The organism is Aeromicrobium stalagmiti (assembly GCF_013283745.1).
Lineage (GTDB): Bacteria > Actinomycetota > Actinomycetes > Propionibacteriales > Nocardioidaceae > Aeromicrobium > Aeromicrobium stalagmiti.
The window spans coordinates 372,625-395,464 of record NZ_JABSTZ010000001.1 but is presented as its reverse complement, the minus strand read 5'-3'; the positions used below and the strand labels follow the sequence as shown (position 1 = coordinate 395,464).

General features: G+C 70.7%; 22 protein-coding genes. 12 read left to right on the top strand and 10 right to left on the bottom strand.

The genetic code is table 11. The annotated features are described in order from the left end of the window. Positions 1–6: 6 nt before the first annotated feature. From HQK15_RS01935 to HQK15_RS01925, 3 genes are read right to left on the bottom strand one after another with little or no spacing between them, the layout of a single operon-like run. Positions 7–1,149, bottom strand: a complete 1,143-nt coding sequence (locus HQK15_RS01935) for an NADH-quinone oxidoreductase subunit D (RefSeq protein ID WP_173489743.1) — start codon at positions 1,147–1,149, stop codon at positions 7–9. Further along, positions 1,146–2,621, bottom strand: coding sequence for a polysaccharide pyruvyl transferase family protein (locus HQK15_RS01930; RefSeq protein WP_173489742.1), 1,476 nt, complete (start codon positions 2,619–2,621; stop codon positions 1,146–1,148). Before HQK15_RS01930 ends, HQK15_RS01935 begins: the two co-directional genes overlap by 4 nt. Continuing rightward, complete coding sequence (locus HQK15_RS01925) at positions 2,618–3,547, bottom strand: SAM-dependent methyltransferase (protein WP_173489741.1); 930 nt, start codon at positions 3,545–3,547, stop codon at positions 2,618–2,620. The genes HQK15_RS01930 and HQK15_RS01925 overlap by 4 nt, the downstream gene beginning before the upstream one ends. A gap of 36 nt (positions 3,548–3,583) precedes the next feature. On the opposite strand from HQK15_RS01925, the gene HQK15_RS01920 reads away from it, so the two are divergent. The 8 genes from HQK15_RS01920 (at position 3,584) to HQK15_RS01885 (ending at position 13,658) form a co-directional block, all read left to right on the top strand. Next, entirely contained in the window at positions 3,584–5,050 is a 1,467-nt protein-coding gene (locus tag HQK15_RS01920) for a glycosyltransferase family 2 protein (RefSeq protein WP_173489740.1), read from the top strand. A gap of 141 nt (positions 5,051–5,191) precedes the next feature. Then, positions 5,192–6,094 carry a Rossmann-like and DUF2520 domain-containing protein gene (locus tag HQK15_RS01915; protein WP_254450661.1) on the top strand — a complete coding sequence of 301 codons (903 nt, stop codon included), beginning with the start codon at positions 5,192–5,194 and terminating at the stop codon, positions 6,092–6,094. Positions 6,095–6,097: 3 nt separating this feature from the next. Continuing rightward, positions 6,098–6,955 carry a pantoate--beta-alanine ligase gene (gene panC / locus HQK15_RS01910; protein ID WP_173489739.1) on the top strand — a complete coding sequence of 286 codons (858 nt, stop codon included), beginning with the start codon at positions 6,098–6,100 and terminating at the stop codon, positions 6,953–6,955. Beyond that, positions 6,952–7,386 (top strand): aspartate 1-decarboxylase, encoded by a 435-nt coding sequence (gene panD / locus HQK15_RS01905; protein ID WP_173489738.1) that lies wholly within the window; start codon positions 6,952–6,954, stop codon positions 7,384–7,386. The genes panC and panD overlap by 4 nt, the downstream gene beginning before the upstream one ends. 10 nt (positions 7,387–7,396) lie before the next feature. Continuing rightward, positions 7,397–8,191, top strand: coding sequence for a type III pantothenate kinase (locus HQK15_RS01900; RefSeq protein ID WP_367649030.1), 795 nt, complete (start codon positions 7,397–7,399; stop codon positions 8,189–8,191). 26 nt (positions 8,192–8,217) lie between these two features. After that, positions 8,218–9,180, top strand: a complete 963-nt coding sequence (locus HQK15_RS01895; protein ID WP_173489737.1) for a hypothetical protein — start codon at positions 8,218–8,220, stop codon at positions 9,178–9,180. A gap of 207 nt (positions 9,181–9,387) precedes the next feature. After that, positions 9,388–10,863, top strand: coding sequence for a lysine--tRNA ligase (lysS, locus tag HQK15_RS01890; protein WP_173491041.1), 1,476 nt, complete (start codon positions 9,388–9,390; stop codon positions 10,861–10,863). 284 nt (positions 10,864–11,147) lie between these two features. After that, positions 11,148–13,658 (top strand): ATP-dependent Clp protease ATP-binding subunit, encoded by a 2,511-nt coding sequence (locus HQK15_RS01885; protein ID WP_173489736.1) that lies wholly within the window; start codon positions 11,148–11,150, stop codon positions 13,656–13,658. Positions 13,659–13,759: 101 nt separating this feature from the next. Here the strand turns inward: HQK15_RS01885 and HQK15_RS01880 are convergent, their stop codons facing one another. Continuing rightward, positions 13,760–14,086, bottom strand: coding sequence for a DMT family transporter (locus HQK15_RS01880; protein ID WP_173489735.1), 327 nt, complete (start codon positions 14,084–14,086; stop codon positions 13,760–13,762). Between the two features lie 65 nt (positions 14,087–14,151). Between HQK15_RS01880 and HQK15_RS01875 the strand changes: the two genes are divergently transcribed. Further along, positions 14,152–14,691, top strand: a complete 540-nt coding sequence (locus HQK15_RS01875; protein WP_254450660.1) for a TetR family transcriptional regulator — start codon at positions 14,152–14,154, stop codon at positions 14,689–14,691. Here the strand turns inward: HQK15_RS01875 and HQK15_RS01870 are convergent. Continuing rightward, complete coding sequence (locus tag HQK15_RS01870; RefSeq protein ID WP_173489733.1) at positions 14,674–15,576, bottom strand: HhH-GPD family protein; 903 nt, start codon at positions 15,574–15,576, stop codon at positions 14,674–14,676. The genes HQK15_RS01875 and HQK15_RS01870 overlap by 18 nt on opposite strands. 46 nt (positions 15,577–15,622) lie before the next feature. On the opposite strand from HQK15_RS01870, the gene HQK15_RS01865 reads away from it, so the two are divergent. Continuing rightward, positions 15,623–16,312 (top strand): hypothetical protein, encoded by a 690-nt coding sequence (locus HQK15_RS01865; RefSeq protein ID WP_173489732.1) that lies wholly within the window; start codon positions 15,623–15,625, stop codon positions 16,310–16,312. A 19-nt stretch (positions 16,313–16,331) separates the two neighbouring features. Here the strand turns inward: HQK15_RS01865 and disA are convergent, their stop codons facing one another. The 3 genes from disA to HQK15_RS01850 are packed head-to-tail and all read right to left on the bottom strand — an operon-like array spanning position 16,332 to position 19,679. Continuing rightward, positions 16,332–17,432 (bottom strand): DNA integrity scanning diadenylate cyclase DisA, encoded by a 1,101-nt coding sequence (disA, locus tag HQK15_RS01860; RefSeq protein ID WP_173489731.1) that lies wholly within the window; start codon positions 17,430–17,432, stop codon positions 16,332–16,334. Between the two features lie 43 nt (positions 17,433–17,475). Then, positions 17,476–18,852, bottom strand: a complete 1,377-nt coding sequence (radA, locus tag HQK15_RS01855; RefSeq protein ID WP_173489730.1) for a DNA repair protein RadA — start codon at positions 18,850–18,852, stop codon at positions 17,476–17,478. Positions 18,853–18,887: 35 nt separating this feature from the next. Next, positions 18,888–19,679, bottom strand: coding sequence for an alpha/beta fold hydrolase (locus HQK15_RS01850; protein WP_173489729.1), 792 nt, complete (start codon positions 19,677–19,679; stop codon positions 18,888–18,890). Between the two features lie 90 nt (positions 19,680–19,769). Between HQK15_RS01850 and HQK15_RS01845 the strand changes: the two genes are divergently transcribed. Continuing rightward, positions 19,770–20,432 carry a DUF2238 domain-containing protein gene (locus HQK15_RS01845; protein ID WP_173489728.1) on the top strand — a complete coding sequence of 221 codons (663 nt, stop codon included), beginning with the start codon at positions 19,770–19,772 and terminating at the stop codon, positions 20,430–20,432. On the opposite strand, the gene HQK15_RS01840 is transcribed toward HQK15_RS01845, so the two are convergent. After that, positions 20,422–21,060, bottom strand: coding sequence for a VOC family protein (locus tag HQK15_RS01840; protein WP_173489727.1), 639 nt, complete (start codon positions 21,058–21,060; stop codon positions 20,422–20,424). The genes HQK15_RS01845 and HQK15_RS01840 overlap by 11 nt on opposite strands. A gap of 42 nt (positions 21,061–21,102) precedes the next feature. Continuing rightward, positions 21,103–21,846: a DUF3109 family protein gene (locus tag HQK15_RS01835; protein WP_173489726.1), complete on the bottom strand. Its 744-nt coding sequence runs from the start codon at positions 21,844–21,846 to the stop codon at positions 21,103–21,105. 65 nt (positions 21,847–21,911) lie between these two features. Here HQK15_RS01835 and HQK15_RS01830 point away from each other — a divergent pair, with 65 nt between their 5' ends. Then, positions 21,912–22,823, top strand: a complete 912-nt coding sequence (locus HQK15_RS01830) for a Ppx/GppA phosphatase family protein (RefSeq protein ID WP_173489725.1) — start codon at positions 21,912–21,914, stop codon at positions 22,821–22,823. Positions 22,824–22,840 lie beyond the last annotated feature (17 nt).

The window sequence follows — 22,840 nt, the reverse complement described above, 5'->3', positions numbered from 1 at the left end:
CCGTGGCTACTTGTCGATGTCGCCGACGACGAAGAACATCGACCCGAGGATCGCCACGAGGTCGGCGACGACGGTGTCGCTGACGATCTCCGGCAGCACGGCGACGTTGTTGAACGACGCCGACCGCAGCTTGAGCCGCCACGGCGTCTTCTCGCCCCGCGACACCAGGTAGTAGCCGTTGAGGCCGAGCGGGTTCTCGGTCCAGACGTAGGTCGACCCCTCCGGCGCCTTGAGGATCTTGGGCAGCCGGACGTTGACCGGCCCGGGTGCCAGCCCCGCCAGCCGCTCGAGGCAGGCGTCGGCGAGGTCGAGCGACACCTTGGTCTGTTCGAGCAGGACGGCGAAGCGGGCGTAGCAGTCGCCCTCGGAGCGCACGGGCACCCGCAGCACGTCCTGCAGGTCGCCGTAGGCGAGGTAGGGCTCGTCGCGGCGCAGGTCCATGTCGAGCCCGGACGCCCGCGCGATGGGCCCGGACACCCCGTAGTCGGCGACGAGGGCCGGCGACAGCACGCCGACGCCGACCGTGCGGGCCCGGAAGATCTCGTTGCCGAAGATGAGGTCCTCGAGCTCGGCCAGCCGCGAGCGCACCGTGGCGATCGCGGCGGACGCGCGCCCGGTCCACCCGGCGGGGATGTCCTCCTTGAGTCCGCCGACCCGGTTGAACATGTAGTGCATCCGCCCGCCGGAGACCTCCTCCATGACCTCCTGGATCGTCTCGCGCTCGCGGAACGCGTAGAAGATCGGCGTGATGGCGCCGAGCTCGAGCGGGTAGGACCCCAGGAACATCAGGTGGTTGAGCACCCGATTGAGCTCGGCGAGGAGCGTACGGATCCAGGTCGCCCGCTCGGGCACCTCCATGCCCAGCATGTCCTCGACCGCGAGGACGACGCCGAGCTCGGAGGAGAACGCGCTGAGCCAGTCGTGGCGGTTGGCCAGCACGATGATCTGGCGGTAGTCGCGGACCTCGAAGAGCTTCTCGACGCCGCGGTGCATGTAGCCGATGATCGGCTCGCACGCCTTGACCCGTTCGCCGTCGAGCGTGAGACGCAGGCGCAGCACGCCGTGCGTGGCGGGGTGCTGCGGACCGATGTTGAGCACCATGTCGGTCGTGGCGAACCCGGTGCCGACGCTCGCGGTGACCTCGGTCATGAGCGGCCGAACCAGCCTCTGACCCGGCGGATGAACCGGTGCGTCAGGCCGCGCGGCGAGCTGCGCTCGAGCCGCTCGAGGCGGGCGTAGAGCTCGTCGATCTGGCCCTTCTGCGCCTGGATCTTCTCGTCGGTCTGCGCCTTCAGGCGGGCGTGCCGGCTGCCGGCGCCGTCCCACGGGGGGTGCTCGAACGGGCGCACGTACGCCTGGGGGTGGCGCGTGATGTCGAGGACCATGCCGTCTCGCAGCCACTTGAGGCGTGACGCGATCTCGTGGCCGTCGGAGGCGATGAGGGGCTGCACGGCACGCGGGAACGTCGCGGCTGCGAGCCGCTCGTCGAAGTCGCCGGTGCCGTTGCCCTCGGCCCAGATGTGCTGCAGCCCGTTGCGCTCGAGGAAGGCGGTGTAGCGGTCGAAGCCCTCGGGCAGCGTCGCGTTGAACGTCGTCATGTCGGTGGCGGCGTAGAGGTCTTCGGCCCGCAGGTCGGCGCTGAGCTCGGGCATCACGGTGTAGGGCATCTGGTGGTACTCCGCGAGCTCCAGCGTGCGGGAGTCGTGGGCCAGCAGCAGCGCCGGCGTGCCGCCGAGGAGCGCCGCGACGTTGCCGTGGAAGCGGGTGCCGTACGCGAAGTCCTGCGTGGCCATGAAGTCGTACCAGGTCCACGTGTCGAGGAAGAGCCGCATGCGGTCCTGCTGGTAGATCGGGTGCTCGAGGTGCACCGGCACCAGCGGGTCGTGGACGTGCGGGAACGGTGTGCCCCACAGCAGCAGCCGCAGGTCGTGCGCGTCCTGGCCGACGTAGGTCAGGTGTGGGTGCCGCTCGGCCTGCGCGGTGGCGAAGGCGCCGATGCCCTTCACCTCGGGCGTCAGGTTGAGCGCCAGCGGGCTGTCGGCACTGATCTGCTCGACGCGCTTGTCGACGCGGAAGTCGCGACCGTGCAGGAACAGGGACGGGCAGCCGATGACGTCGACGGACGTCTCGGGGAAGCCGAGGCTCAGCAGGTAGGACCTGGTGAACTCGCCCCGGACGCCGATCGACGCCGACCGGTCGAGCACCGCCCCGACGAACCTCTTGACCGTGGCGGAGATCGGCTCGAGCGACTCGATGCCCTGGCCGTGGGGGGCCTGCGCGCCGATGCCCGTGACCGTGACCGGGATCGAGAGGCCCTCGACGAGGTCGGCGAGGCGCGAGAGGCGGTCCTCGAAGTCGGGGCGGAACGCGTTGGCGAGCGGCACGACGAAGTGGTCGAACTCGCGGTTGATGCGGGCGGCGTCGCCCGGCTGGGGGACGACCCGCTCGGAGAGCGTGCCGTTCGAGACGAGCTCGGCGTCGTCGGTCGCGAGCGCCTTCCACACGGCGTGCTGGAAGAGGTAGTTGCCGCTGTTGCTGTTGAAGACGTCCTGCGTCAGCGTCGACTCAGCGACCACCGGGGTGAACGGATCCTTGCCCGAACGGATCAGCAGCCGTGTCATGCGCCTAGTGTTCCATGGCCGGTGGTGTCGGTGATGATCCACCAGAAGTCGCCGAGACCGCCCCGGGCCAGCAGCTCGCCGGCCTCGCCGGAACGGCTGAGCGCCCGCACGTACGCCGCGGGGTCGGTGCCCGCGAGGTCGAGCGGCGGACGTGCTCCGTCGACCCCCAGGCGGGTCAGGGCGTCGCGCTGCCGCAGGACCGTCGCACCCGCTGCCAGGGCGACCGAGTCGACAGCGACGTCCGCCGTCACGTCGCGGCTGCCGTCGGGGACGACGTCGACCTCCCGACCGTCACGGTAGGACCGCAGGCTCCCGAACGGCGGACGGTCGTCGCGTCGGTGGCCGTAGTCGATCGCGACCGCCGTGCCGGTGACCCGCGCGGCCGCATCGGCCCATGCCGCATCACGGACCGCGCCCACCTCGGCCCGCTGGCCGGGCTCGGTCAGGGGCCACCAGCCGTCGAGCCACGGGTCGGCGTAGGGGTCGCCGAGCTGCTCGTCGCCGGTGGACGGGTCGACCAGCACCTGTCGCACGACGCCGGCCGGATCGACCTCGACGACGTCGCACGGGACGTTGTCGAGCCACTCGTTGGCAATCAGCAGGCCGTCGATCCGGCCCGGAAGCGCTGTCTCCCAGGCGATCTCGTGGGGGAGCGCGGCGGGACGGGGGGCGAGCTCGACGCCGACGAGACGGACGCCGGGGAGATGCTGGTGCAACGCGATCAGCAGCTCGCCACCCCCGGCGCCCAGGTCGACGACGGTGCCGGCCGAGGTGCGTCGGGCCAGCTCGGCGACGGCCTCGGCGAACAGGGCGACGTGGGCGCTCGTCCGAAAGTGCGCCGCGGGCCGCGAGCGGCGGAAGAAGCCGTCGTCGCCATAGAGGGCCTGCTCCCACACGCTGCGCCAGGGACGCGGCTGATTCGCCATGGGCTCAACCTAGTGACCCCTCGCTATGCTCGGCGCGTGGATCGACTCAGGCGCCGACTTCGACGCGCCGCCGCGACGCCCCTCGACCGCTGGCGCCAACGACGACGTCCGGTGCTGAGCATCGTGGTCCCGGTCTACAACGGCGCCGAGCACCTCGACGAGGCCTTGCGGTCGATCCGCCGGCAGGACTACCGCCGGCTCGACGTCGTCGTGATCGACGACGGCTCCACCGACGACAGCCTCGCGATCGCCCGCCGGCACGCGCGGGCCGACCGCCGGGTGACGGTGCTGTCGCAGGCCAACGCCGGCGTCGGTGCGGCCCGGCGCGCGGCAGTCGCCGCAGCCACGGGCACCTACCTGACGTTCGTCGACGCCGACGACACCGTCACCCGTGGCGGCATCCGGGCCGCCATGGACGGCCTCGAGACCAGCGGCTCCGACCTCGCCGTCATGCCCTACCAGCGGCTCGAGCCCACGGGCCTGAAGCCCGCCGCCCCGTGGATCCGCGCCCTGCACGCCCGGCCGGAGAGCCGCACCTCACTGGCGGAGCGCCCCGACGTGCTGGTCAACGCCATCGCGTGCGCCAAGATCTTCCGGCGCACGTTCTGGGACGCCCAGGCGCTCGAGTTCCCGACCGTCCTGCTCGCCGGCGACCAGATCGTCACGGCGCGGGCCTACCGCGACGCCGACGGCATCGACATCTGCGGCACGACGGCCTACGACTGGCGGCGCATGGAGTCGTCCATCTCGCAGGGTCAGGTGACCGCGCAGGCGGTGCATGCCCGGTTCGACGCGATCGACGCCGTGCTCGACCTGCTCGCGGACCTGCCGGACGTCCGGGCCGAGCGGGCCCTGCAGTACCTCCGCTACAACGTCCCGAACTCGACGCTCAAGCTCGAACGGGCCGACGACGCCTACCTCGATGCGCTGGTGGAGCGGGTCCCGCGCGTGGTCGCGGCCGCACCGGCTGGTCGCTACGCGGCCGAGGTGCCCGCACAGCACCGCGTCCTCAACACGCTGCTGACCGCGGGCGACCGCGACGCCGTGTGGCGGTTCGTGCGGGCCGAGGGCATGCAGCCCGAGATGCACCCGTCGGCCGAGGAGCCCGCCGGCTTCACGGTGCACCTGCCGGGGTGGGGCGTCGACGACGTTCCCGCCGAGGCGTACGTCCTGACGGCGGAGCAGACCCAGGCGAGGGCGGTCGTCCGCGCCGCGCGGCACGACGGGCCCGACCTGGTGCTCGACGTCGCCGCGTGGTTCACCAACGTCGAGCCGTCCTCGCCGTCGTTGTCGGTCAAGACCGACGGCGATCTCGTCGACGTCGTCCAGTGGGGAGAGCCGCAGGTCGTCACCTCGCGGCAGGGCGCGCAGCGTCGCTACGCCCGGTCGGCCTGGGCCGTGACGCTGCGCGGGGCAGCTCGTCGTGCACCGCGCACCGTCACGGTGACGCTCGTCGACGGTCCCCGGTCGGGCACCGTCACCGCGCGCATCCCGCACCCCTGACCTCGGGCCTGCCGCGGCTGTGATCCACCGCACAGGCCGCTCCCCTAGGCAGTCGGGCCCACGGGGATAGACTGAGGTCGTCAATCTGTCTGGTACCCGTCAGGGACTGGAACACAGCGACATCACGGGAAGGCACCCCTCATGCTGCGACTCTCCATGGGCGTCGTCGGCGCCGGCAAGGTCGGCTCCGTCCTCGCTTCGCGCTTCCGCTCGGCGGGCTATCCGGTCGTCGGTGTCAGTGGACGCTCCGCCGCCTCGCGCCTGCGCATCAGCACGCTGCTGCCGGGCGTCGACGTCCTCAGCCCGTCCGAGATCGCCGCACGCAGCGACATCCTGGTGCTCGCCGTGCCGGACGACAGCCTCATCGCCGTCGCCGAGGAGCTCGCGTCGTCCGGCGCCGTGCGCCCCGGCCAGTACGTCCTGCACACCAGCGGCCGTCACGGCCTCGACGCCCTCGCGGCGCTGACCCGGCTCGGCGCCCGTCCGATCGCGTTCCACCCGGCCATGACCTTCACCGGCACGGCCGTCGACTTCGAGAACAGCCCGGTGTTCGGCCTGACGGCCGCGGCCGTCGACCGCCCGCTCGCCGAAGAGCTCGTCGCCGCGCTCGGTGGCGTGCCGATGTGGGTCGCGGAGTCCGACCGTGCGCTCTACCACGCAGCACTCGTGCACGGCGCCAACCACCTCGTGACCCTGGTGGCCCAGTCGATGGACCTCCTGCGCACCGCCGGAGCCGAGGACCCCGCCGCCGTGCTGCGACCGCTGCTCACGGCCGCCCTCGACAACGTGCTCGCCTACGGAGACGCCGCCCTGACCGGACCGGTCGTCCGCGGTGACGTCACGACGATCCGCGCCCACGTCGACGCCCTGGCTGCCGCCGACGTCGACGACGCGACGGTCGACGCCTACCTCGAGCTGGCCCGTGCCACGGCCGGCCGCGCCGAGGTCGACCAGCGTCTGGCTCCTGCGGTCGCCGGCACGATCCGCCAGGTGCTGGACGAGGCGGACTGGGACGCGATGGCCCACATCGCCGCCGGGATCTGATCCATGACCACCCCGGTCATCGCCCGGACCCGGGCCGAGCTGGCGCAGGCGCGCGGTGGCGACACCGTCGCCTTCGTCCCCACGATGGGCGCGCTGCACGACGGCCACGTGCAGCTGCTCAAGCACGCCCGCCCGCTGGGCCAGACGCTCGTCGCGTCGATCTTCGTCAACCCCACCCAGTTCGCGCCGGGTGAGGACTTCGAGGACTACCCGCGGACGTTCGAGGCTGATCTCGAGCGCTGCGCCGAGGCCGGCGTCGACGTCGTCTTCGCGCCGGCCGTGCCGACGATGTATCCCTCCGGACTCGTCGACACCGTCACCGTCGACCCCGGGCCCCTGGGCACGATCCTCGAGGGTGCCTCGCGCCCGACCCACTTCCGAGGCGTGCTCACGGTCGTCTCCAAGCTGTTCGGCCTGGTCCGTCCCGACGTCGCGGTGTTCGGCGAGAAGGACTATCAGCAGCTGACCCTCGTCACCCAGATGGCACGCGAGCTGGCGCTGGGCGTCGAGGTCGTCGGGTGCCCCACCGTCCGTGAGACCGACGGCCTCGCGATGAGCTCGCGCAACCGCTACCTGACCGCCGACGAGCGGCAGACCGCTGCGGCGCTGTCCGCCGCCCTGCGGGCCGGTGTCGCCGCCGCGGCGCACGGCCCGGACGCCGTCCTGGCTGCCGCGCACGCGGTGATCGACCCCGCCGACGTCGACCTCGACTACCTCGTCCTGACCGATCCCGAGCTGGGGCCCGCCGTGCCCGGCGAGGACGCCCGGCTGCTGGTCGCGGCCCGGGTCGGCAAGCCACGTCTGCTCGACAACATCGGCCTCACCCTCGGCGGGCTCGCCACCGGAAGGAACCTCCCATGATCCGCACCATGATGAAGTCCAAGATCCACCGCGCCACCGTCACGCAGGCCGACCTGCACTACGTCGGCTCGGTGACGGTCGACCAGGACCTGCTCGACGCGGCCAACCTGCTGCCCGGCGAGCTCGTCCACATCGTCGACATCGACAACGGCGCGCGGCTCGAGACCTACACGATCGCCGGCGAGCGGGGCTCCGGCGTCATCGGCATCAACGGTGCCGCGGCGCACCTGGTGCACCCCGGTGACCTGGTCATCCTCATCGCCTACGCGCAGATGGAGGACGCCGAGGCGAGGGCCTTCGAGCCCAGCGTCGTCTTCGTCGACGCCGACAACAAGGTCATGTCGCTCGGCAGCGATCCTGCCGAGGCGCTGCCGGGCACGGGGCTGATCCGCGGCGATGTGGTCGACAACCCGTTGGTCGCCTCGCGATGAGGCCGCGGCCGTGATCCTGCTCTGCCTCGACGTCAGCAACAGCCACACGACGATCGGGGCGTTCGACCTCTCCACCGGCGACGACGAGGCGCTGATCGACCACTGGCAGGTGGCGTCCGACGAGCGCCGCACGGCCGACGAGTGGCAGGTGCTGATCACCGGCCTGACGATCCGCGCCGGCATCGACGAGATCGACGCGGTGAGCATGTGCTGCACCGTGCCGACGATCCTCGTCGAGCTGCGGGCGATGCAGGACCGCTACTACGCCGACCTGCCCGTCGCGATCGTCGGCCCCGGCGTCAAGACGGGGGTGCCGATCCACACCGACAACCCCCGCGAGGTCGGCGCCGACCGCATCGTCAACGCCCTGGCGGCGGCCGAGCTCTACGGCGGCCCGGCGATCGTGGTCGACCTCAACGGCACAGCGACGATCTTCGACGTCGTCGACGAGTCCAACCGCTACATCGGCGGCGCCATCGCCCCGGGCGTCGAGCTCTCGCTGGAGGCGCTGGCCCGGCGCGGCGCACAGCTGCGCAGCGTCGAGCTCTCGCTGCCTCGCGACGTGGTCGGCAAGAACACCGTCGAGGCGATCCAGTCGGGCCTGGTCTACGGATTCGCGGGTCTCGTCGACGGGATGGTCAACCGCATCATCGACTCGCTGGGCAGCGATCCCGACCACGTCACGGTCATCGCCACCGGCTCGTTCCCCCAGGCCGTGGTCGACAACTGCGCCACCATCACGACCCGCGACCCCCATCTGACGCTCACGGGCCTGCGTCTGGTGCACGAGAAGAACCACGGCTGAGGCAGCCGCCCGGCTACCGTCCTCCCATGAGGATCGGATGGGCGGCCGCGGCTGCAGCAGTGGTGCTGGCCGGCTGTGCCTCGAGCGAGGACGTGCAGTCCGATCGCCAGCAGCCGGCGAGGACGGCAACGGCTACCGCATCGACCGGACCGGCTGTCGACCCAGCCACCAAGGCCGAGGCCACCAAGGCGCTGGACGCTGCCTACGAGGAGTTCGTCGACGACAGCACCGGACGCTTTCGGTCGGAGGCCGACTTCCTCGACAGGATCATCACGGCAGAAGGTGCCTGGGACATCGAGGGCCGGCGAAGTCTCGCTAGGCTGTCGACGCCCGGCGCGGACAGTGAAGGTGCCGTCGACGGCACGTTCGTCATGCGCTCCATGACGATCGACGATCATGTCTACGGAGGTCCTGAGTTCGGCCCCGCCGCCAAGTGCTGGTTCGACTACGGCACCAAGGGGATCGATCAGGTGCAGCAGCAGGTGACCGGCATGAGCATGCCTGCCAATCCCTACCCGTGGTACCAGCCAGCCATGATGATCGCCTCGGAGGCGCGGGCGCTGGGCTTCGTCGACGGTGACAAGGACGTCGTCGCAGTTGAGGTGTTCGCCGACTCGGCGCTGTCCGTCCTCTTCAACAGGATCATGCTGTCCAGCTATGTCACGCTTCCGCAGGAGCAGATCTGGGTGCCTGCCGTGCTGACGCTGGACGAGGGAAAGTTCTCCACTCTGAGGATCTCCCTGGGGGATGCCCTGACGGGACTTGAGGACGCCGGGATGCAGGTGGTGTCTAAGGGTGCGAGTGCCGACCAGGCTGCGATGTTCGGTGAGGCGCTGGAGCACGTGACTATGGTCACCACGTACGAGGGGTTCGGCGATCCGGTCGACATCTCGTCGCCCTCGGCGGACGAGCTCATGGCAGTCGGCGACCTCGCTGCGGCTCAGAGTCGAGGCGAGAGCGCCAAGCTCTGCGCAGCGGCGAAGGACTGAACAGCTCAGCAGGAGCGCCGTCACGCCGGATGCCACGAGCGCGGCGACCTGCGCGGCTGCCGAGGGCTGACCGTTGACGGGAATCGGGGTTTGTCCGTGCCGGCGCGGACAAACCCCGATTCTCGCGTCCTTCCCACGGCACTAGAGTTGATCCTCGTGAGCGACGCGACGAACACCCCGGCCATCGAGGACGATCTTCCCGAGCAGATGCGCGTCCGTCTGGACAAGCGCCAGCAGCTGATCGACCGCGGTGAGGAGCCCTATCCGACCGTCGTCGACCGTACGCACACGATCGGCCAGGTCGTCGAGGCGTACGACGCCGAGGCCCTCGGACCCGACACCCAGACCGGCGACACGGTGACCGTCGCGGGCCGCGTCATCTTCGTCCGCGGCACCGGCAAGCTCGTGTTCGTCGTGCTGCGCGAGGGCGACGGCACCTCGCTGCAGGCCATGGTCTCGTTGGCCGGCGTCGGCGAGGACAGTCTCGCGGCGTTCAAGTCGACCGTCGACATCGGCGACCACCTGGCCGTCACCGGCGAGGTCATCACGAGCAAGCGCGGCGAGCTCTCGGTCATGGCGACCGCGTGGCAGGTCGCGGCCAAGACGGTCCGCCCGCTGCCCAACGAGCACAACCCGCTGTCCGACGAGGCCCGCAGCCGGATGCGCTACGTCGACCTGATCGTGCGGCCGGAGGCCCGTGACAACGTGCGGGTCAAGGCCAAGGTCATGCAGTCGCTGCGCTCGACCCTCGACCGGCTCGGCTATGTCGAGGTCGAGACACCGGTCCTGCAGCACACCAACGGCGGCGCAGCCGCGCGTCCGTTCCGCACGCACGTCAACGCCTTCGACGAGCCGGCCCTGCTGCGCATCGCGCTCGAGCTGCACCTCAAGCGTGCGCTGGTCGGTGGCATCGACAAGGTCTACGAGATGGCCAAGACGTTCCGCAACGAGGGGGTCGACAACACCCACAACGTCGAGTTCCTGATGCTCGAGGCCTACGAGGCCTACGGCTCGTACGACACGATGGCCGTCCTGACCCGCGAGCTCGTGATCGACGCAGCCCGCTCGGTCGACAAGACGGTCGTCACGGGTCGCGACGGCTCGCCGATCAACCTCGAGGCCGAGTGGCGCCACGCCACGGTGCACGGGCTGGTGAGCGAGGCCGTGGGGCAGACCGTCGACATCGACACGTCGGTCGACGACCTGGTCGCGCTCGCCGCGCAGCACGACGTCGCGCTGCGTGACGGCTGGGACGCCGGCGAGATCGTGCTGGAGCTCTACGAGAAGGTCGTCGAGCACACGCTGATCCAGCCGACGTTCGTCCGCGACTACCCGGAGTCGGTCCGTCCGCTGGCCAAGAAGCACCGCACCAAGCCGGGGCTCGTCGAGGCATGGGACCTCATCATCAACGGTGTGGAGCTGGCGCCCGCCTACTCCGAGCTCAACGACCCCGTCATCCAGCGTGAGCGGCTCGAGGAGCAGGCGCGACAGGCGGCCGCCGGCAACCCCGAGGCCAACGACGTCGACGAGGACTTCCTGCGGGCCCTCGAGTTCGGCATGCCGCCCGCCGGTGGCCTGGGCTTCGGCGTCGACCGCCTGGTGATGCTGCTGCAGGGCATCGGCATCCGCGACGCGATCTTGTTCCCGACGTCGAGGAACGAGACGGAGGGAACGGGCAGGTAGGTCCGACGTCGAGGAACGAGACGGAGGGAACCGGGCGGTAGGTCCGACGTCGAGGAACGAGACGGAGGGAACGGGTAGGTAGGTCCGACGTCGAGGAACGAGACGGAGGGAACCGGGAAGTAGGGGAACACCTCAGATCTGCGGTCATCGCGCCGATCATTACGCCGACGGCGAACGAGGGAACGACCCGGGCGGCATGAAGGTTGGGTTACACATATGGACTTCGTTCGTGCGGATTTCCGTACGGGCCTAAACTGAACTGATAGTCCATCAGAGGGGACGCCATGTTCGAGAGATTTACTGACCGCGCTCGTCGTGTGGTCGTGCTTGCCCAAGAAGAGGCACGCATGCTCAGCCACAACTACATCGGCACGGAGCACATCCTCCTGGGCCTGATCCACGAGGGCGAGGGAGTGGCTGCCAAGGCCCTCGAGAGCCTCGACATCTCGCTCGAGGCCGTGCGCGGCCAGGTCGAGGACATCATCGGCCAGGGCCAGCAGGCACCGAGCGGGCACATCCCGTTCACCCCTCGTGCCAAGAAGGTGCTCGAGCTCAGCCTCCGCGAGGCGCTGCAGCTCGGCCACAACTACATCGGCACCGAGCACATCCTGCTCGGCCTGATCCGCGAGGGCGAGGGCGTCGCTGCCCAGGTGCTGGTCAAGCTCGGCGCCGACCTCAACCGCGTGCGCCAGCAGGTCATCCAGCTGGTCAGCGGGTTCCAGGGCAAGGAGGCCGAGGCCGCCGGTGCCCCGAGCGAGTCCGCCCCCAGCACGTCCGCGGTGCTCGACCAGTTCGGCCGCAACCTGACCCAGGCTGCCCGCGAGGGCAAGCTCGACCCGGTCATCGGTCGCGACGACGAGGCCGAGCGCGTCATGCAGACGCTGTCGCGCCGCACCAAGAACAACCCGGTGCTCGTCGGTGAGCCCGGCGTCGGCAAGACCGCCGTCGTCGAGAGCCTCGCCCAGGACATCGTCCGCGGCGACGTGCCCGAGACGCTCAAGGACAAGCAGATCTACACGCTCGACCTCGGCGCGCTCGTGGCCGGCTCGCGCTACCGCGGTGACTTCGAGGAGCGCCTGAAGAAGGTCCTCAAGGAGATCCGCACCCGCGGCGACATCATCTTGTTCATCGACGAGATCCACACCCTCGTGGGTGCGGGTGCCGCCGAAGGCGCGATCGACGCCGCCAGCATCCTCAAGCCGATGCTGGCTCGTGGAGAGCTGCAGACGATCGGCGCGACGACGCTCGACGAGTACCGCAAGCACTTCGAGAAGGACGCGGCCCTCAACCGCCGCTTCCAGCCGATCCTCGTCGACGAGCCGTCGGTGGCCGACACCGTCGAGATCCTCAAGGGTCTGCGCGACCGCTACGAGGCGCACCACCGCGTCTCCATCACCGACGAGGCCCTCGTGGCCGCGGCGACGATGGGCGACCGCTACGTCTCCGACCGGTTCCTGCCCGACAAGGCGATCGACCTGATCGACGAGGCCGGCGCCCGCCTGCGCATCCGTCGCATGGCGACCCCGCCGGAGCTCAAGGAGTTCGACGACAAGATCGCCGACGTCCGCCGCCGCAAGGAGGGCGCCATCGACGCGCAGGACTTCGAGGCTGCCGCCTCGCTGCGCGACGAGGAGAAGAAGCTCATCAACGCCAAGGGCGAGCGTGAGAAGGCGTGGAAGTCCGGCGACCTCGACACCGTGGCCGTCGTCGACGAGCAGCTCATCGCCGAGGTCCTCGCCAAGGCGACCGGCATCCCCGTCGGTCAGCTCAGCGAGGCCGAGTCGAGCCGCCTGCTCAACATGGAGGCCGAGCTGCACGAGCGGGTCATCGGCCAGGACGAGGCCATCAAGGCCCTGTCGCGGGCGATCCGTCGTACGCGTGCGGGTCTGAAGGACCCCAAGCGTCCCGGTGGATCGTTCATCTTCGCCGGCCCCTCGGGCGTCGGCAAGACGTGGCTGTCCAAGGCGCTCGCCAACTTCCTGTTCGGCGACGAGGACTCCCTGATCCAGCTCGACATGTCGGAGTACAGCGAGAAGCACACCGTCTCGCGTCTCTTCGGCTCGCCTCCCGGCTACGTCGGCTACGAAGAGGGTGGCCAGCTCACCGAGAAGGTGCGCCGCAAGCCGTTCTCCGTCGTCCTGTTCGACGAGATCGAGAAGGCCCATCCCGACATCTTCAACTCGCTGCTGCAGGTGCTCGAGGAGGGTCACCTGACCGACGGTCAGGGACGCGTCGTCAACTTCAAGAACGCCGTCGTCATCATGACCACCAACCTCGGTGCGCGGGAGATCTCCAAGGGCGTCAACCTGGGCTTCAGCCAGGCCGGCGACACCGCGGGGTCCTACAACAAGATGAAGGAGCGCGTGTCGATCGAGCTCAAGCAGCACTTCCGGCCTGAGTTCCTCAACCGTGTCGACGAGATCATCGTGTTCCCGCCGTTGACGCAGGACGAGATCTTCCAGATGGTCGACATGATGATCGGCTCCCTGGAGAAGCGTCTGGCCGAGAAGGACATGAACATCGAGCTCACGATGGAGGCCAAGGAGCTGTTGTCGAGGCGTGGCTTCGACCCCGTCCTGGGTGCTCGTCCTCTGCGCCGCACGGTGCAGCGCGAGATCGAGGACGTCATGGCCGAGAAGCTTCTCTACGGAGAGCTGCACCCCGGTCAGATCGTCCTGGTCGGTGTCGAGGGCGAGGGCTCCGAGGCGGTGTTCACGTTCGAGGGTCGTAACAAGGCCGAGCTCGAGCTGGAGATGCCCGACGTGCCCCCGGCCGTCGAGGCCGGAGCCGAGTGATCTCGACACACCTGCTCGCCCCTCGCGGGTCCTCGACCAGCGAGGCCTGAGACGAACGAAGCCCCCGCAGCCCGGCTGCGGGGGCTTCGTCGTGCCTGCGGCTAGTGGGAGCCCTGCAGGTTGAGCAGGACGACGCCGCCGATGATCAGGGCGAGCGCGGTGACCTTGAGGGCGTTCAGCGGCTCGTCGAGGAAGACCACGCCGACCACGGCGATCGCCGCCGTGCCCAGGCCGGCCCAGATGGCATAGGTGATCGAGACCGGGATCTGTTTGACGACGAGGGTCAGGAGCCAGATCGACAGGGCGTAGCCGCCGACCACGACGGCGGTCCAGCGTGGGTCGGTGAACCCCTGGGCGTGGGGGAGGGCAGCGGTCGCGAAGACCTCCGTGGCGATGGCGACCAGCAGGAGCGCTGCGGCGACGAGCATGATGGATCCCGGCTTTCTGTAGCACTTGCTACATGCCAAACGTAGCACGTGCTACGTTTGGGGTCATGTCGAGGCGGGACGAGCTGGCCGAACGGGCGACCGACCATGCGCTGGAGCACGGGCTGATCGGGCTGAGCCTGCGGCCGCTCGCCGCAGCGATGGACACGAGCGACCGCATGCTGATCTACCACTTCGGGTCCAAGGACGAGCTGGTCGCGGCGGTCCTGTCGACGTCCAACGACCGGTCGATGGCCATCATCTCGGCCATGCCGCCGTCGGCCTCGGTGGCGCAGGCGGTCATCGACCTCTGGGACACCTTCACCGCCCAGCAGGTCCAGCGCTGCCAACGCATGTATGTCGAGGCGGCGGCGCTGGGACTGTTCGGCCGCGAGCCGTACGTCTCGTCGGTCCGCGACTCCAACCTGGTGTGGATCGCCGCGATCGCGGGCCATCTGGCCGCGTCGGGTGCGGCGGAGCAGGATGCGCCGCGGCTGGCGACCCTGGTCGATGCCACGTTCAACGGCTTGATGCTCGACCGGCCGCTCGACGGCGACGCCGCGCTGCGTCAGGTCGTCGAGGACCTGGCCTCAGCGCTGGCCCGGTAGCGCGAACGAGTCGTCGCCGACGGGCTCGACCAGCTCGTCGGCGACGAGCCCGTCGAGGCAGCGCTCGCGCTGGAGCGCATCGGGCCAGACGGCGTCGAGCGCTGTCTTCGGCACCGGCCCGGGCGCTTCGCGCAGGACCGCCATCAGTCGTCCGCGACACTGCCGGTCGGTGCCGTCCCAGGCTTGGCCGCGCCGCGCCGGGCCGTCGTGGGCCGGATAGCCCGCCGCGCGCCACCGGCACAGCGAGGCGACGGGGCACTCGTCGCAGCGGGGTGAACGGGCCGTGCAGACGACCGCCCCGAGCTCCATCGTGGCGGCGGCCCACCGATGGGCGTCGTCGATCGGCAGGAGGGCCGTGGCGAGCGCCCGCTCCGCGGCAGTCACGGCCGTCGCAGGGAACTGGACACCCGACACGACCCGGGCGAAGACGCGCCGGACGTTGGTGTCCATGACCACGGCCCGACCGCTGAACGCGAACGACTCGATCGCGGCCGCGGTGTAGTCGCCGACGCCCGGCAGGGCGAGCAGCTCCTCGCGCGTCCGAGGCACCTCGCCGCCGTGGCGCTCGACGATCACCGTCGCGGCCGCGTGCAGCCGAAGCGCCCGCCGCGGGTAGCCGAGCCGTCCCCAGGCGCGGACGGCCTCACCAGTGGCCTCGGCGGCGAGCGCTGCCGGTGTGGGCCACCGGTCCATCCACGCCGCGTAGACCGGCAGCACGCGGATCACGGGTGTCTGCTGCAGCATGAACTCCGAGACCATGACCGACCACGGCGAGGTGTCTCGGCGCCACGGCAGGTCGCGGGCGGCCCCCTCGAACCAGTCGAGGACGTCCTCGTGCAGGTGGGTCAGGTCCGTGAGCGGGAGTGGAGGCTTCGGTGACGTCATGGCGCGTCGATCTTCGCACGGGCCCCGACCCGCATATCGTGTGACCGTGAGTCAGCGCAGGTTGCCCGCCGAGGTCTACTGGCGACGTCGACTCCTCCTGCTGGCAGGCGTCATCGCGATCGTCTGGCTGGTCCTCCAGGTGGCCGGTGGCAGCGACGTCGATGAGCCGACCGCCAAGGCGACGGCGACCACACCGGCCCCCACGACGGCTCCGACGCCGGAGGCCAAGGTCGACGGCCTCGTCGACGTGGCCCTGGTGAGCGATGCCGCGGCGTGCGATCCCGAGAAGGTCCGCATCACTCCGACGGTCCGCTCAGGGCAGCTCACCCGTGCAGCGGTCGAGATCGGGCTCGTCGTGAGCTCGACCGCGAGCAAGGCGTGCACCCTGACCCCGGCCGACGCCGACGCGATCGCGGTCATCAGCGCCAACGGCACCGCGGTCTGGGACTCCACGGTCTGCAAGGTGTCGCCCCTGACCGACCCGGTCGCGATCACGCCCGGCTGGTCGACCCTCGCGACGGTCCAGTGGACCGGTCGGGGGTCGGGCTCGAAGTGCACCTCGAAGGAGGACTTCGCCTCGCCGGGCAAGTACACCGTGCAGATCGGCACGCTCGGCGGAGAGCCGGGCAAGGCGACGTTCGACCTCGAGAACAGGCCGGCCCCCAAGCCCACGGCCACGAAGACCACCGCCACGCCCAAGCCGCCGAAGGGCACGACGAAGCCGGCTGACGAGTAGGCCGCCGGACGAGCGGCTGCTAGACGTAGCGCTCGAGGATGCTGGACTCCGCGAGGCGGGACAGGCCCTCGCGGACGCCACGGGCGCGCAGGTCGCCGACGCCGTCGACGTTCTGGAGGTCCTCGATGCTCGCAGCGAGCAGCTTCTGCAGCGAGCCGAAGTGCTCGATGAGGCCCTCGACGACCGAGATGGGCAGACGCGGGATGCGCGCGAGCAGCCGGTAGCCGCGGGGGGCCAGGGGGCCGTCGAGCGTCTCCTCGGTGCCGATGCGCAACGCCCGGGCGACGGCGCCGAGGTCGACCAGGTGGGTCGACTCGATCGCGGCAAGCTCGGCCAGCACCGCCTCGAGCGGACGGCCGCGGCGTCCGGTCGGCATGTAGTCGCGGATGATGAGCTCGCGCTCGGCGTCGACGCCGGCGATGAGCTCCTCGAGCTGCAGCGCCAGGAGGCGGCCGTCGGTGCCGAGCTCGAGCACGTAGGTGTCGATCTCGCCGGCGATGCGGCTGACCATCTCGAGGCGCTGGGCCACGGCGGAGACGTCGCGGACCGTGACGAGGTCCTCGATCTCGAGGGCCGACAGGGCGTCGGAGACCTCGTCGAGGCGGTTGCGATAGCGCTCGAGGGTCTGGAGCGCCTGGTTGGCGCGGCCGAGGACCGCGCCGGTGTCCTCGAGGACGTGGCGGAGCGTCTCGAGGTAGAGCGCGATGATGTGCATCGAGGCCGACACCGAGATCACGGGCACGCCGGTCTGGCGGGCGACCCGGTCGGCCGTGCGGTGGCGGGTGCCGGTCTCCTCGGTCGGGATCGACGGATCGGGCATGAGGTGCACGCCGGCCATGACGATGCGGCTCGCATCCTTGTCGAGGATGATCGCGCCGTCCATCTTGGCGAGCTCGCGCAGGCCCGTGGCGGTGAACGGCACGTCGAGGGCGAACCCGCCGGTCGAGATCGCCTCGACGCTCTTGTCGTGGCCGATGACGATCAGGGCGCCGGTGCGACCGCGGAGGATGCGCTCGAGCCCTTCACGCAGCGAGGTGCCCGGGGCGACGGACGAGAGGGTCGCGCGCATGCGCGTGGACACGTCGAGAGACGCCGCCAGACGTTCTGCAGCCGTCGCCATGTCCCCATCCCCTCCGCTTCGTTGGCAGACAGTCTACGGGGCGTCAGGCGAGGCTGGAGACGTCCAGGCACTCCACGGCCTCGGCGATCGTGTGGACCGCTCGGATCGACATCGTCGACGAGATCGTGTCGAGCCCCTCGGAGCCGGCGGGGACCACCGCGCGCTTGAACCCGATGCGCTCGGCCTCGCGCAGCCGGGCGGCCAGGTTGCTCACCTTGCGGACCTCTCCGGCCAGCCCGACCTCGCCGATGGCCACCAGGTCGGGGGTCGCCGCGATGCCCGACACCGCCGAGAGCGTCGCGACGGCCAGGGCCAGGTCGACAGACGGCTCGATGAGCCGCGCGCCCCCGACCGAGGCGGTATAGACGTCGAGCTGGCCGAGGGGGATGCCGCAGTGCTTGGTGAGCACCGCGAGGATCATGGCCACCCGCGACGAGTCGAGGCCGCTCGACGTGCGCCGCGGGGACGGCGTCGTGGAGGCGACGCTGAGCGCCTGCACCTCGGCGAGGAGCGGACGGCGTCCCTCCATCGTGACCGTGACACAGGTGCCGGCGACGGGCTGGTCGTGGCGCGAGACGAACAGCCCGGTGGGGTCGGGCACCTCGACGATGCCGTCGTCGACGAGGTCGAAGCAGCCGATCTCGTCGACGGGGCCGAAGCGGTTCTTGACGGCGCGGAGCAGGCGCAGGCGGGAGGTGCGGTCGCCCTCGAACTGCAGCACCACGTCGACGAGGTGCTCGAGCACGCGGGGCCCGGCGACCGAGCCGTCCTTGGTCACGTGGCCGACCAGCAGGGTCGCGATGCTGTCGCGCTTGGCGCGCTGGATGACCGCGGAGGCCACCTCGCGCACCTGGGTCACGCCGCCGGGGACACCGTCGACGTCGGCCGAGCCGATCGTCTGCACGGAGTCGACGATCAGCAGGCTCGGCCTGACGGTCTCGATGTGGGTGAGGACCCCGCCGAGGTCGGTCTCGGCCGCGAGGTAGAGATTGTCGTCGACCGCGCCGGTGCGTTCGGCCCGGAGCCTGACCTGCGCCGCGGACTCCTCGCCGGTGACGTAGAGGGTGCGACGGCCGGCGCGGGCCCAGCGCGCTGCGACCTCCAGGAGCAATGTCGACTTGCCGACACCCGGCTCGCCGGCCAGCAGCAGGACCCCTCCGGGCACCACGCCGCCGCCGAGCACGCGGTCGAGCTCGCCGATGCCCGAGCCGACGGACCGGGCGGTCTCGACCGCGACCTGGCTGATCGGGACGGCCGGTGTCGTGACCGGGGCCGCCTGGGTGCGTCCGGCGCGAGCGGGCGCGGCGACGTCGACCGTGCCCCACGCCTGGCACTCGCCGCACCGACCGACCCACTTGCTCGTCGTCCATCCGCAGTCGGCGCACACGTAGGCGGGTCGAGCTGTCTTGGTGCTGGCCATGGCGCCAGCCTAGGTCAGGGCACCGACAGGACCGGTCACTCGAGCAGGAACGGCAGGATGCGCGGAGCCACGACGTCGGCGCCGACGTCGTGACCGGCGCCGACGAGGTGCTCGAGCCGGGCGTCGGGCAGGCCCGAGACGAGCGAGCGCGCGACGTCGACCATGAAGCCGTGGTCGGCACCCCCGACGACGACCAAGGTGGGCACGTCGATCGCACCGAGCAGATCGGCGGGGACCAGACCGCCGTCGCGGTCGCCCATCGCTGCGGAGTCGTAGGCCAGCGTCGGTGCGACGGCCTCCATGGCCGGCCACGCGGACCCTTCGCGCAGGCCCGCGAGCACCTGGTCCGGCATGCCGACCATGGCGAGGAACATCGCGATCGCGTCACCCCGGCGGCCGTCCGCCAGCGTCGTCAGCAGGGACTCGTGCCAGTCACGGGCCCGCTGCTCGGCGCCGGGCGGGCTGTAGGGGGCGTCGTGCATCACCAGCCGGGTCACGCCGATGTCGGCGGCCGCCGCGTGCAGGGCGAGTGCGGCTCCCGAGGAGTGGCCGTAGACCGCCGCAGCGCCGCCGACGGTCCGGACGAGCGCGGCGACGTCCTCGACCTCGCGCTCGACGAGGTAGGGCGGTCGGCTGCTCCGGTCGTCGCTGCCGCCACGCCCGCGCCGGTCGACGTTGAGCACCGTGAGGTGCGCTGCCAGCGCCTCGGCCAGAGGGGCGGTCACGCCGCGGGTGCAGGTGGCACCGGCGAGGAGCACGACGGGCGGACCGGACCCCAGCCGGTCGAACGCGAGGGTCGTGCCGTCGGCCGACGTGGTGGTCTCCATGCGGCAGGGTACGACCGGCTCCGTGCCTCGCGCCAGGGCTCTCGCGGTGTCGACGGTCCGGGGAGTCGGGCGTGAGCCTAGACTCGGTCGGTGACGTCTGCCGCCGTGATCACCCGCTACGAGGCTCCGTCGTTCATCCGGTCGTTCGACCTGGCGGCCAAGGCCGGTCTCGTCGCGCTGCTGACGCTCGCGGTCATGATCCCGGGGTTCGGCAACCTCGACGGCAAGGGCCTCGTGCCGCGTGCCGTCAGCTACCCGCTCGCCGCGTTCGCCGTGCCGATCGTGTGGCTCGTGTGGTGGCGCCAACGGGCGTCGTTCCCGTGGGCCGCCGACTTCCTGATCACGATCGCCTGCCTCACCGACACCCTCGGCAACCAGCTCGACTTCTACGACTCGATCGAGTCGTTCGACAACGTGATGCACTTCGCCAACACCGGCCTGCTGACCGCCGCGGTCATCCTCCTGACGATGCACCGCTCGTCATCGCTCGGAGCCGTGGTCGAGCGGGCGATCGCGTTCGGCGTCAGCGCCGCGCTCGTCTGGGAGATCGCGGAGTACTTCGCGTTCCTGCGGTGGTCGCCGGAACGACTGGGCGCGTATGCCGACACCCTGAGCGACATGACGCTCGGGGCGGTGGGGTCGCTCATCGCCGGAGTCGTCGTGCACGCGCTGTGGCAGCGGGGACGGCTCACCGAGGTGGCGCCCCAGCTGGAGCTGGCGCACCAGCAGGGAGCGGGCCGGGTCAGATCCTGATGTCGCCCGCGGGGGTCCTGAACGTCAGCGCCATGATGCCGGGCAGTCCGTGCGGGGCCGTCCAGTTAACGTCGATCTGCTCCAGCGCGTCGACGGCAGGCTCACCGAGCCAGTCGGAGAGACGCTGCGGCGATCCGGCGATGTCCATCGCGACGAGCTCGATCTCGGAGTCGGCCATCTGCGACGGGTGCTCCGCCGGGTCGATGTCCCAGCACGTGACGTAGGGCAGCTGCGGGTCGGCACGCATGCTGCTGGTGCCGATCTGGCGCCACTGCAGGTTGAACCCGTCGGGGCGGCGACGGTTGCCGGGCACCGCGTGGCGACCGATGCGGTGCTCGACCTCGGTCATCTCGTCGACCGAGACGCACCACGCCATCCAGCCGCCACCGGCGTTGGAGCGCTCGCGCACGGCCTGGCCGAACGCGGCCTTGTCGGACGCCGGGTGGTCGAGCACCTCGACGACTTCGAGGTACTGGCGGTTCTTGAGCGGCAGGATCATGTTGCGGGTGCCGAAGCGGGGGTGGGCACCGCCGTCGACGAACGTCGCACCGAGCAGACGACCGAGCTCGGCGGTCGTGCCGGCGAGACCATCGGCGCCGACGGCAAAAGATACGTGATCGAGATGCATACGGCATTCTGACCCAGCAGCGGATCACGGTGGGTCAGGGGGTCAGCGCAGGGGGTCGGCGAGGTGTGGTGTATTGGCCCCGCGAGCCTCGTGGTCCCTGCAATGACGGGCCAGCTCGGCATAGCCGGCCTCGCCCATCAGGGCCGTCAGCTCGTCGCGGTTGGACACGTAGACGGGCTCGGTCCCGACGTGCGCCTCGGTGTTGGACGAGCAGTACCAGTCGAGGTCGGCACCGCCGGGTCCCCAGCCTGCGCGGGTGTACTCGCCGATCTGGGTCTCGGTGTAGGTCGTGCCGTCGCCGCGGTCGACGTCGCGGAACTGTCGACGCAGCGGCAGCTGCCAGCAGACGTCGGGCTTGACGGTGTGGGGCAAGAGGTCGTTGGCGAGGGCGTGTCCGTGCAGCGCGCAGCCGTAGCCGCCCTCGAAGCCGCGGGAGTTGTGGAAGATGCACGCGCCCTCGAAGGCGCGGGTCTTGAGCTCGCCGTCGTCGTCCTTCTCGGTCCAGCCGCCGCGGTGGCCCTCGTCGTGGTTCTCCCACTGCTCGGGGGTGAGTCGCTCCATGACCGCCCGGGTGCGCTCGGCGTCCTCGTCGTCGGCGAAGTGTGCGCCCAGCGTGCAGCACCCGGCCTCGGGACTGCTCTCGTAGATGCCGGGGCAGCCCTGCCCGAAGATGCAGGTCCAGCGCGACGTGAGCCAGGTCAGGTCGCAGCGGAAGACCTCGTCCGCATCGGTGGGATGGGCGAACTCCACGTACGTCCGTGGGAATCCGAGCTCGACTTCTGGCATCCGCTGGAGTCTATCCGGCCTTGCCGCACCCGGCCCGGCCACCGGGGAGTGCCAGAATGGGGCGCATGCGCATGGGCGTCCTCGACATCGGATCCAACACCGGGCACCTCCTGGTGGTCGACGCGTTCCGCGGCGGCCCCCCGGTCGCGGCGCACTCCTACAAGGAGCCGCTGCGTCTCGCGGAGCACCTCGACGCTGACAACGCGGTCACCGAGGAGGGCATCTCGCGGCTCGTCAAGTACGTCATCGAGGCGCGTGCCGAGGCCGAGGACAAGGGCTGCACGACGATCCTGGCATTCGCGACGTCGGCCGTGCGCGACGCTGTCAACGCCGACGACGTCATCGCGCGGGTCACCGAGTCCAGCGGGGTCGACCTGCAGGTGCTGGCTGGCGAGGACGAGGCACGGCTGACGTTCCTCGCGGTGCGCCGCTGGTTCGGCTGGTCGGCCGGTCGACTCGGAGTCTTCGACATCGGCGGAGGCTCGCTCGAGATCGGCGCCGGCTCCGACGAGTCGCCCGACGTCGCCCAGTCGATGGCGCTCGGCGCCGGACGGCTCACCCGGGAGTGGCTCGACGCCGGCCGCAGCCAGGCCGAGCTGCGGCTGCACGTGCGGGCGACGATCGCCGACGAGGCGGGTGCCGTGCTGCGTGGCGGCTCGTTCGATCGTGCGGTGGCCACCAGCAAGACGTTCCGGTCGCTGGCCCGCATCTGTGGTGCGGCGCCGTCGTCGGAGGGACGCTTCGTCCGCCGGGTCCTCCACAAGCGCGACCTGTCGCCCCTCGTCGAGCAGCTGCGGACCCTGCCGGCCGACGGCGTCCTGCACCTGCCGGGCGTCTCGCCGGACCGGGCCCACCAGATCCAGGCCGGTGCGATCGTGGCCGAGGCGACGATGGACCTCTTCGACCTGACCGAGCTCGAGATCTGCCCGTGGGCGTTGCGCGAAGGCGTCCTGCTGGAGCATCTCGACGGTCTCTGACCCGTCGATTCATCCCT

Coding starts and splice junctions, on each gene's coding strand:
- HQK15_RS01885 (WP_173489736.1), top strand. CDS start 11,148: ATGTTCGAGAGATTTACTGACCGCGCTCGTCGTGTGGTCGTGCTTGCC.
- panC (WP_173489739.1), top strand. CDS start 6,098: ATGACCACCCCGGTCATCGCCCGGACCCGGGCCGAGCTGGCGCAGGCG.
- panD (WP_173489738.1), top strand. CDS start 6,952: ATGATCCGCACCATGATGAAGTCCAAGATCCACCGCGCCACCGTCACG.
- HQK15_RS01935 (WP_173489743.1), bottom strand. CDS start 1,149: ATGACCGAGGTCACCGCGAGCGTCGGCACCGGGTTCGCCACGACCGAC.
- HQK15_RS01895 (WP_173489737.1), top strand. CDS start 8,218: ATGAGGATCGGATGGGCGGCCGCGGCTGCAGCAGTGGTGCTGGCCGGC.
- HQK15_RS01925 (WP_173489741.1), bottom strand. CDS start 3,547: ATGGCGAATCAGCCGCGTCCCTGGCGCAGCGTGTGGGAGCAGGCCCTC.
- lysS (WP_173491041.1), top strand. CDS start 9,388: ATGCGCGTCCGTCTGGACAAGCGCCAGCAGCTGATCGACCGCGGTGAG.
- HQK15_RS01835 (WP_173489726.1), bottom strand. CDS start 21,846: ATGCCAGAAGTCGAGCTCGGATTCCCACGGACGTACGTGGAGTTCGCC.
- HQK15_RS01915 (WP_254450661.1), top strand. CDS start 5,192: ATGCTGCGACTCTCCATGGGCGTCGTCGGCGCCGGCAAGGTCGGCTCC.
- HQK15_RS01880 (WP_173489735.1), bottom strand. CDS start 14,086: ATGCTCGTCGCCGCAGCGCTCCTGCTGGTCGCCATCGCCACGGAGGTC.
- HQK15_RS01930 (WP_173489742.1), bottom strand. CDS start 2,621: ATGACACGGCTGCTGATCCGTTCGGGCAAGGATCCGTTCACCCCGGTG.
- HQK15_RS01840 (WP_173489727.1), bottom strand. CDS start 21,060: ATGCATCTCGATCACGTATCTTTTGCCGTCGGCGCCGATGGTCTCGCC.
- disA (WP_173489731.1), bottom strand. CDS start 17,432: ATGGCGACGGCTGCAGAACGTCTGGCGGCGTCTCTCGACGTGTCCACG.
- HQK15_RS01850 (WP_173489729.1), bottom strand. CDS start 19,679: ATGGAGACCACCACGTCGGCCGACGGCACGACCCTCGCGTTCGACCGG.
- radA (WP_173489730.1), bottom strand. CDS start 18,852: ATGGCCAGCACCAAGACAGCTCGACCCGCCTACGTGTGCGCCGACTGC.
- HQK15_RS01875 (WP_254450660.1), top strand. CDS start 14,152: ATGTCGAGGCGGGACGAGCTGGCCGAACGGGCGACCGACCATGCGCTG.
- HQK15_RS01870 (WP_173489733.1), bottom strand. CDS start 15,576: ATGACGTCACCGAAGCCTCCACTCCCGCTCACGGACCTGACCCACCTG.
- HQK15_RS01830 (WP_173489725.1), top strand. CDS start 21,912: ATGCGCATGGGCGTCCTCGACATCGGATCCAACACCGGGCACCTCCTG.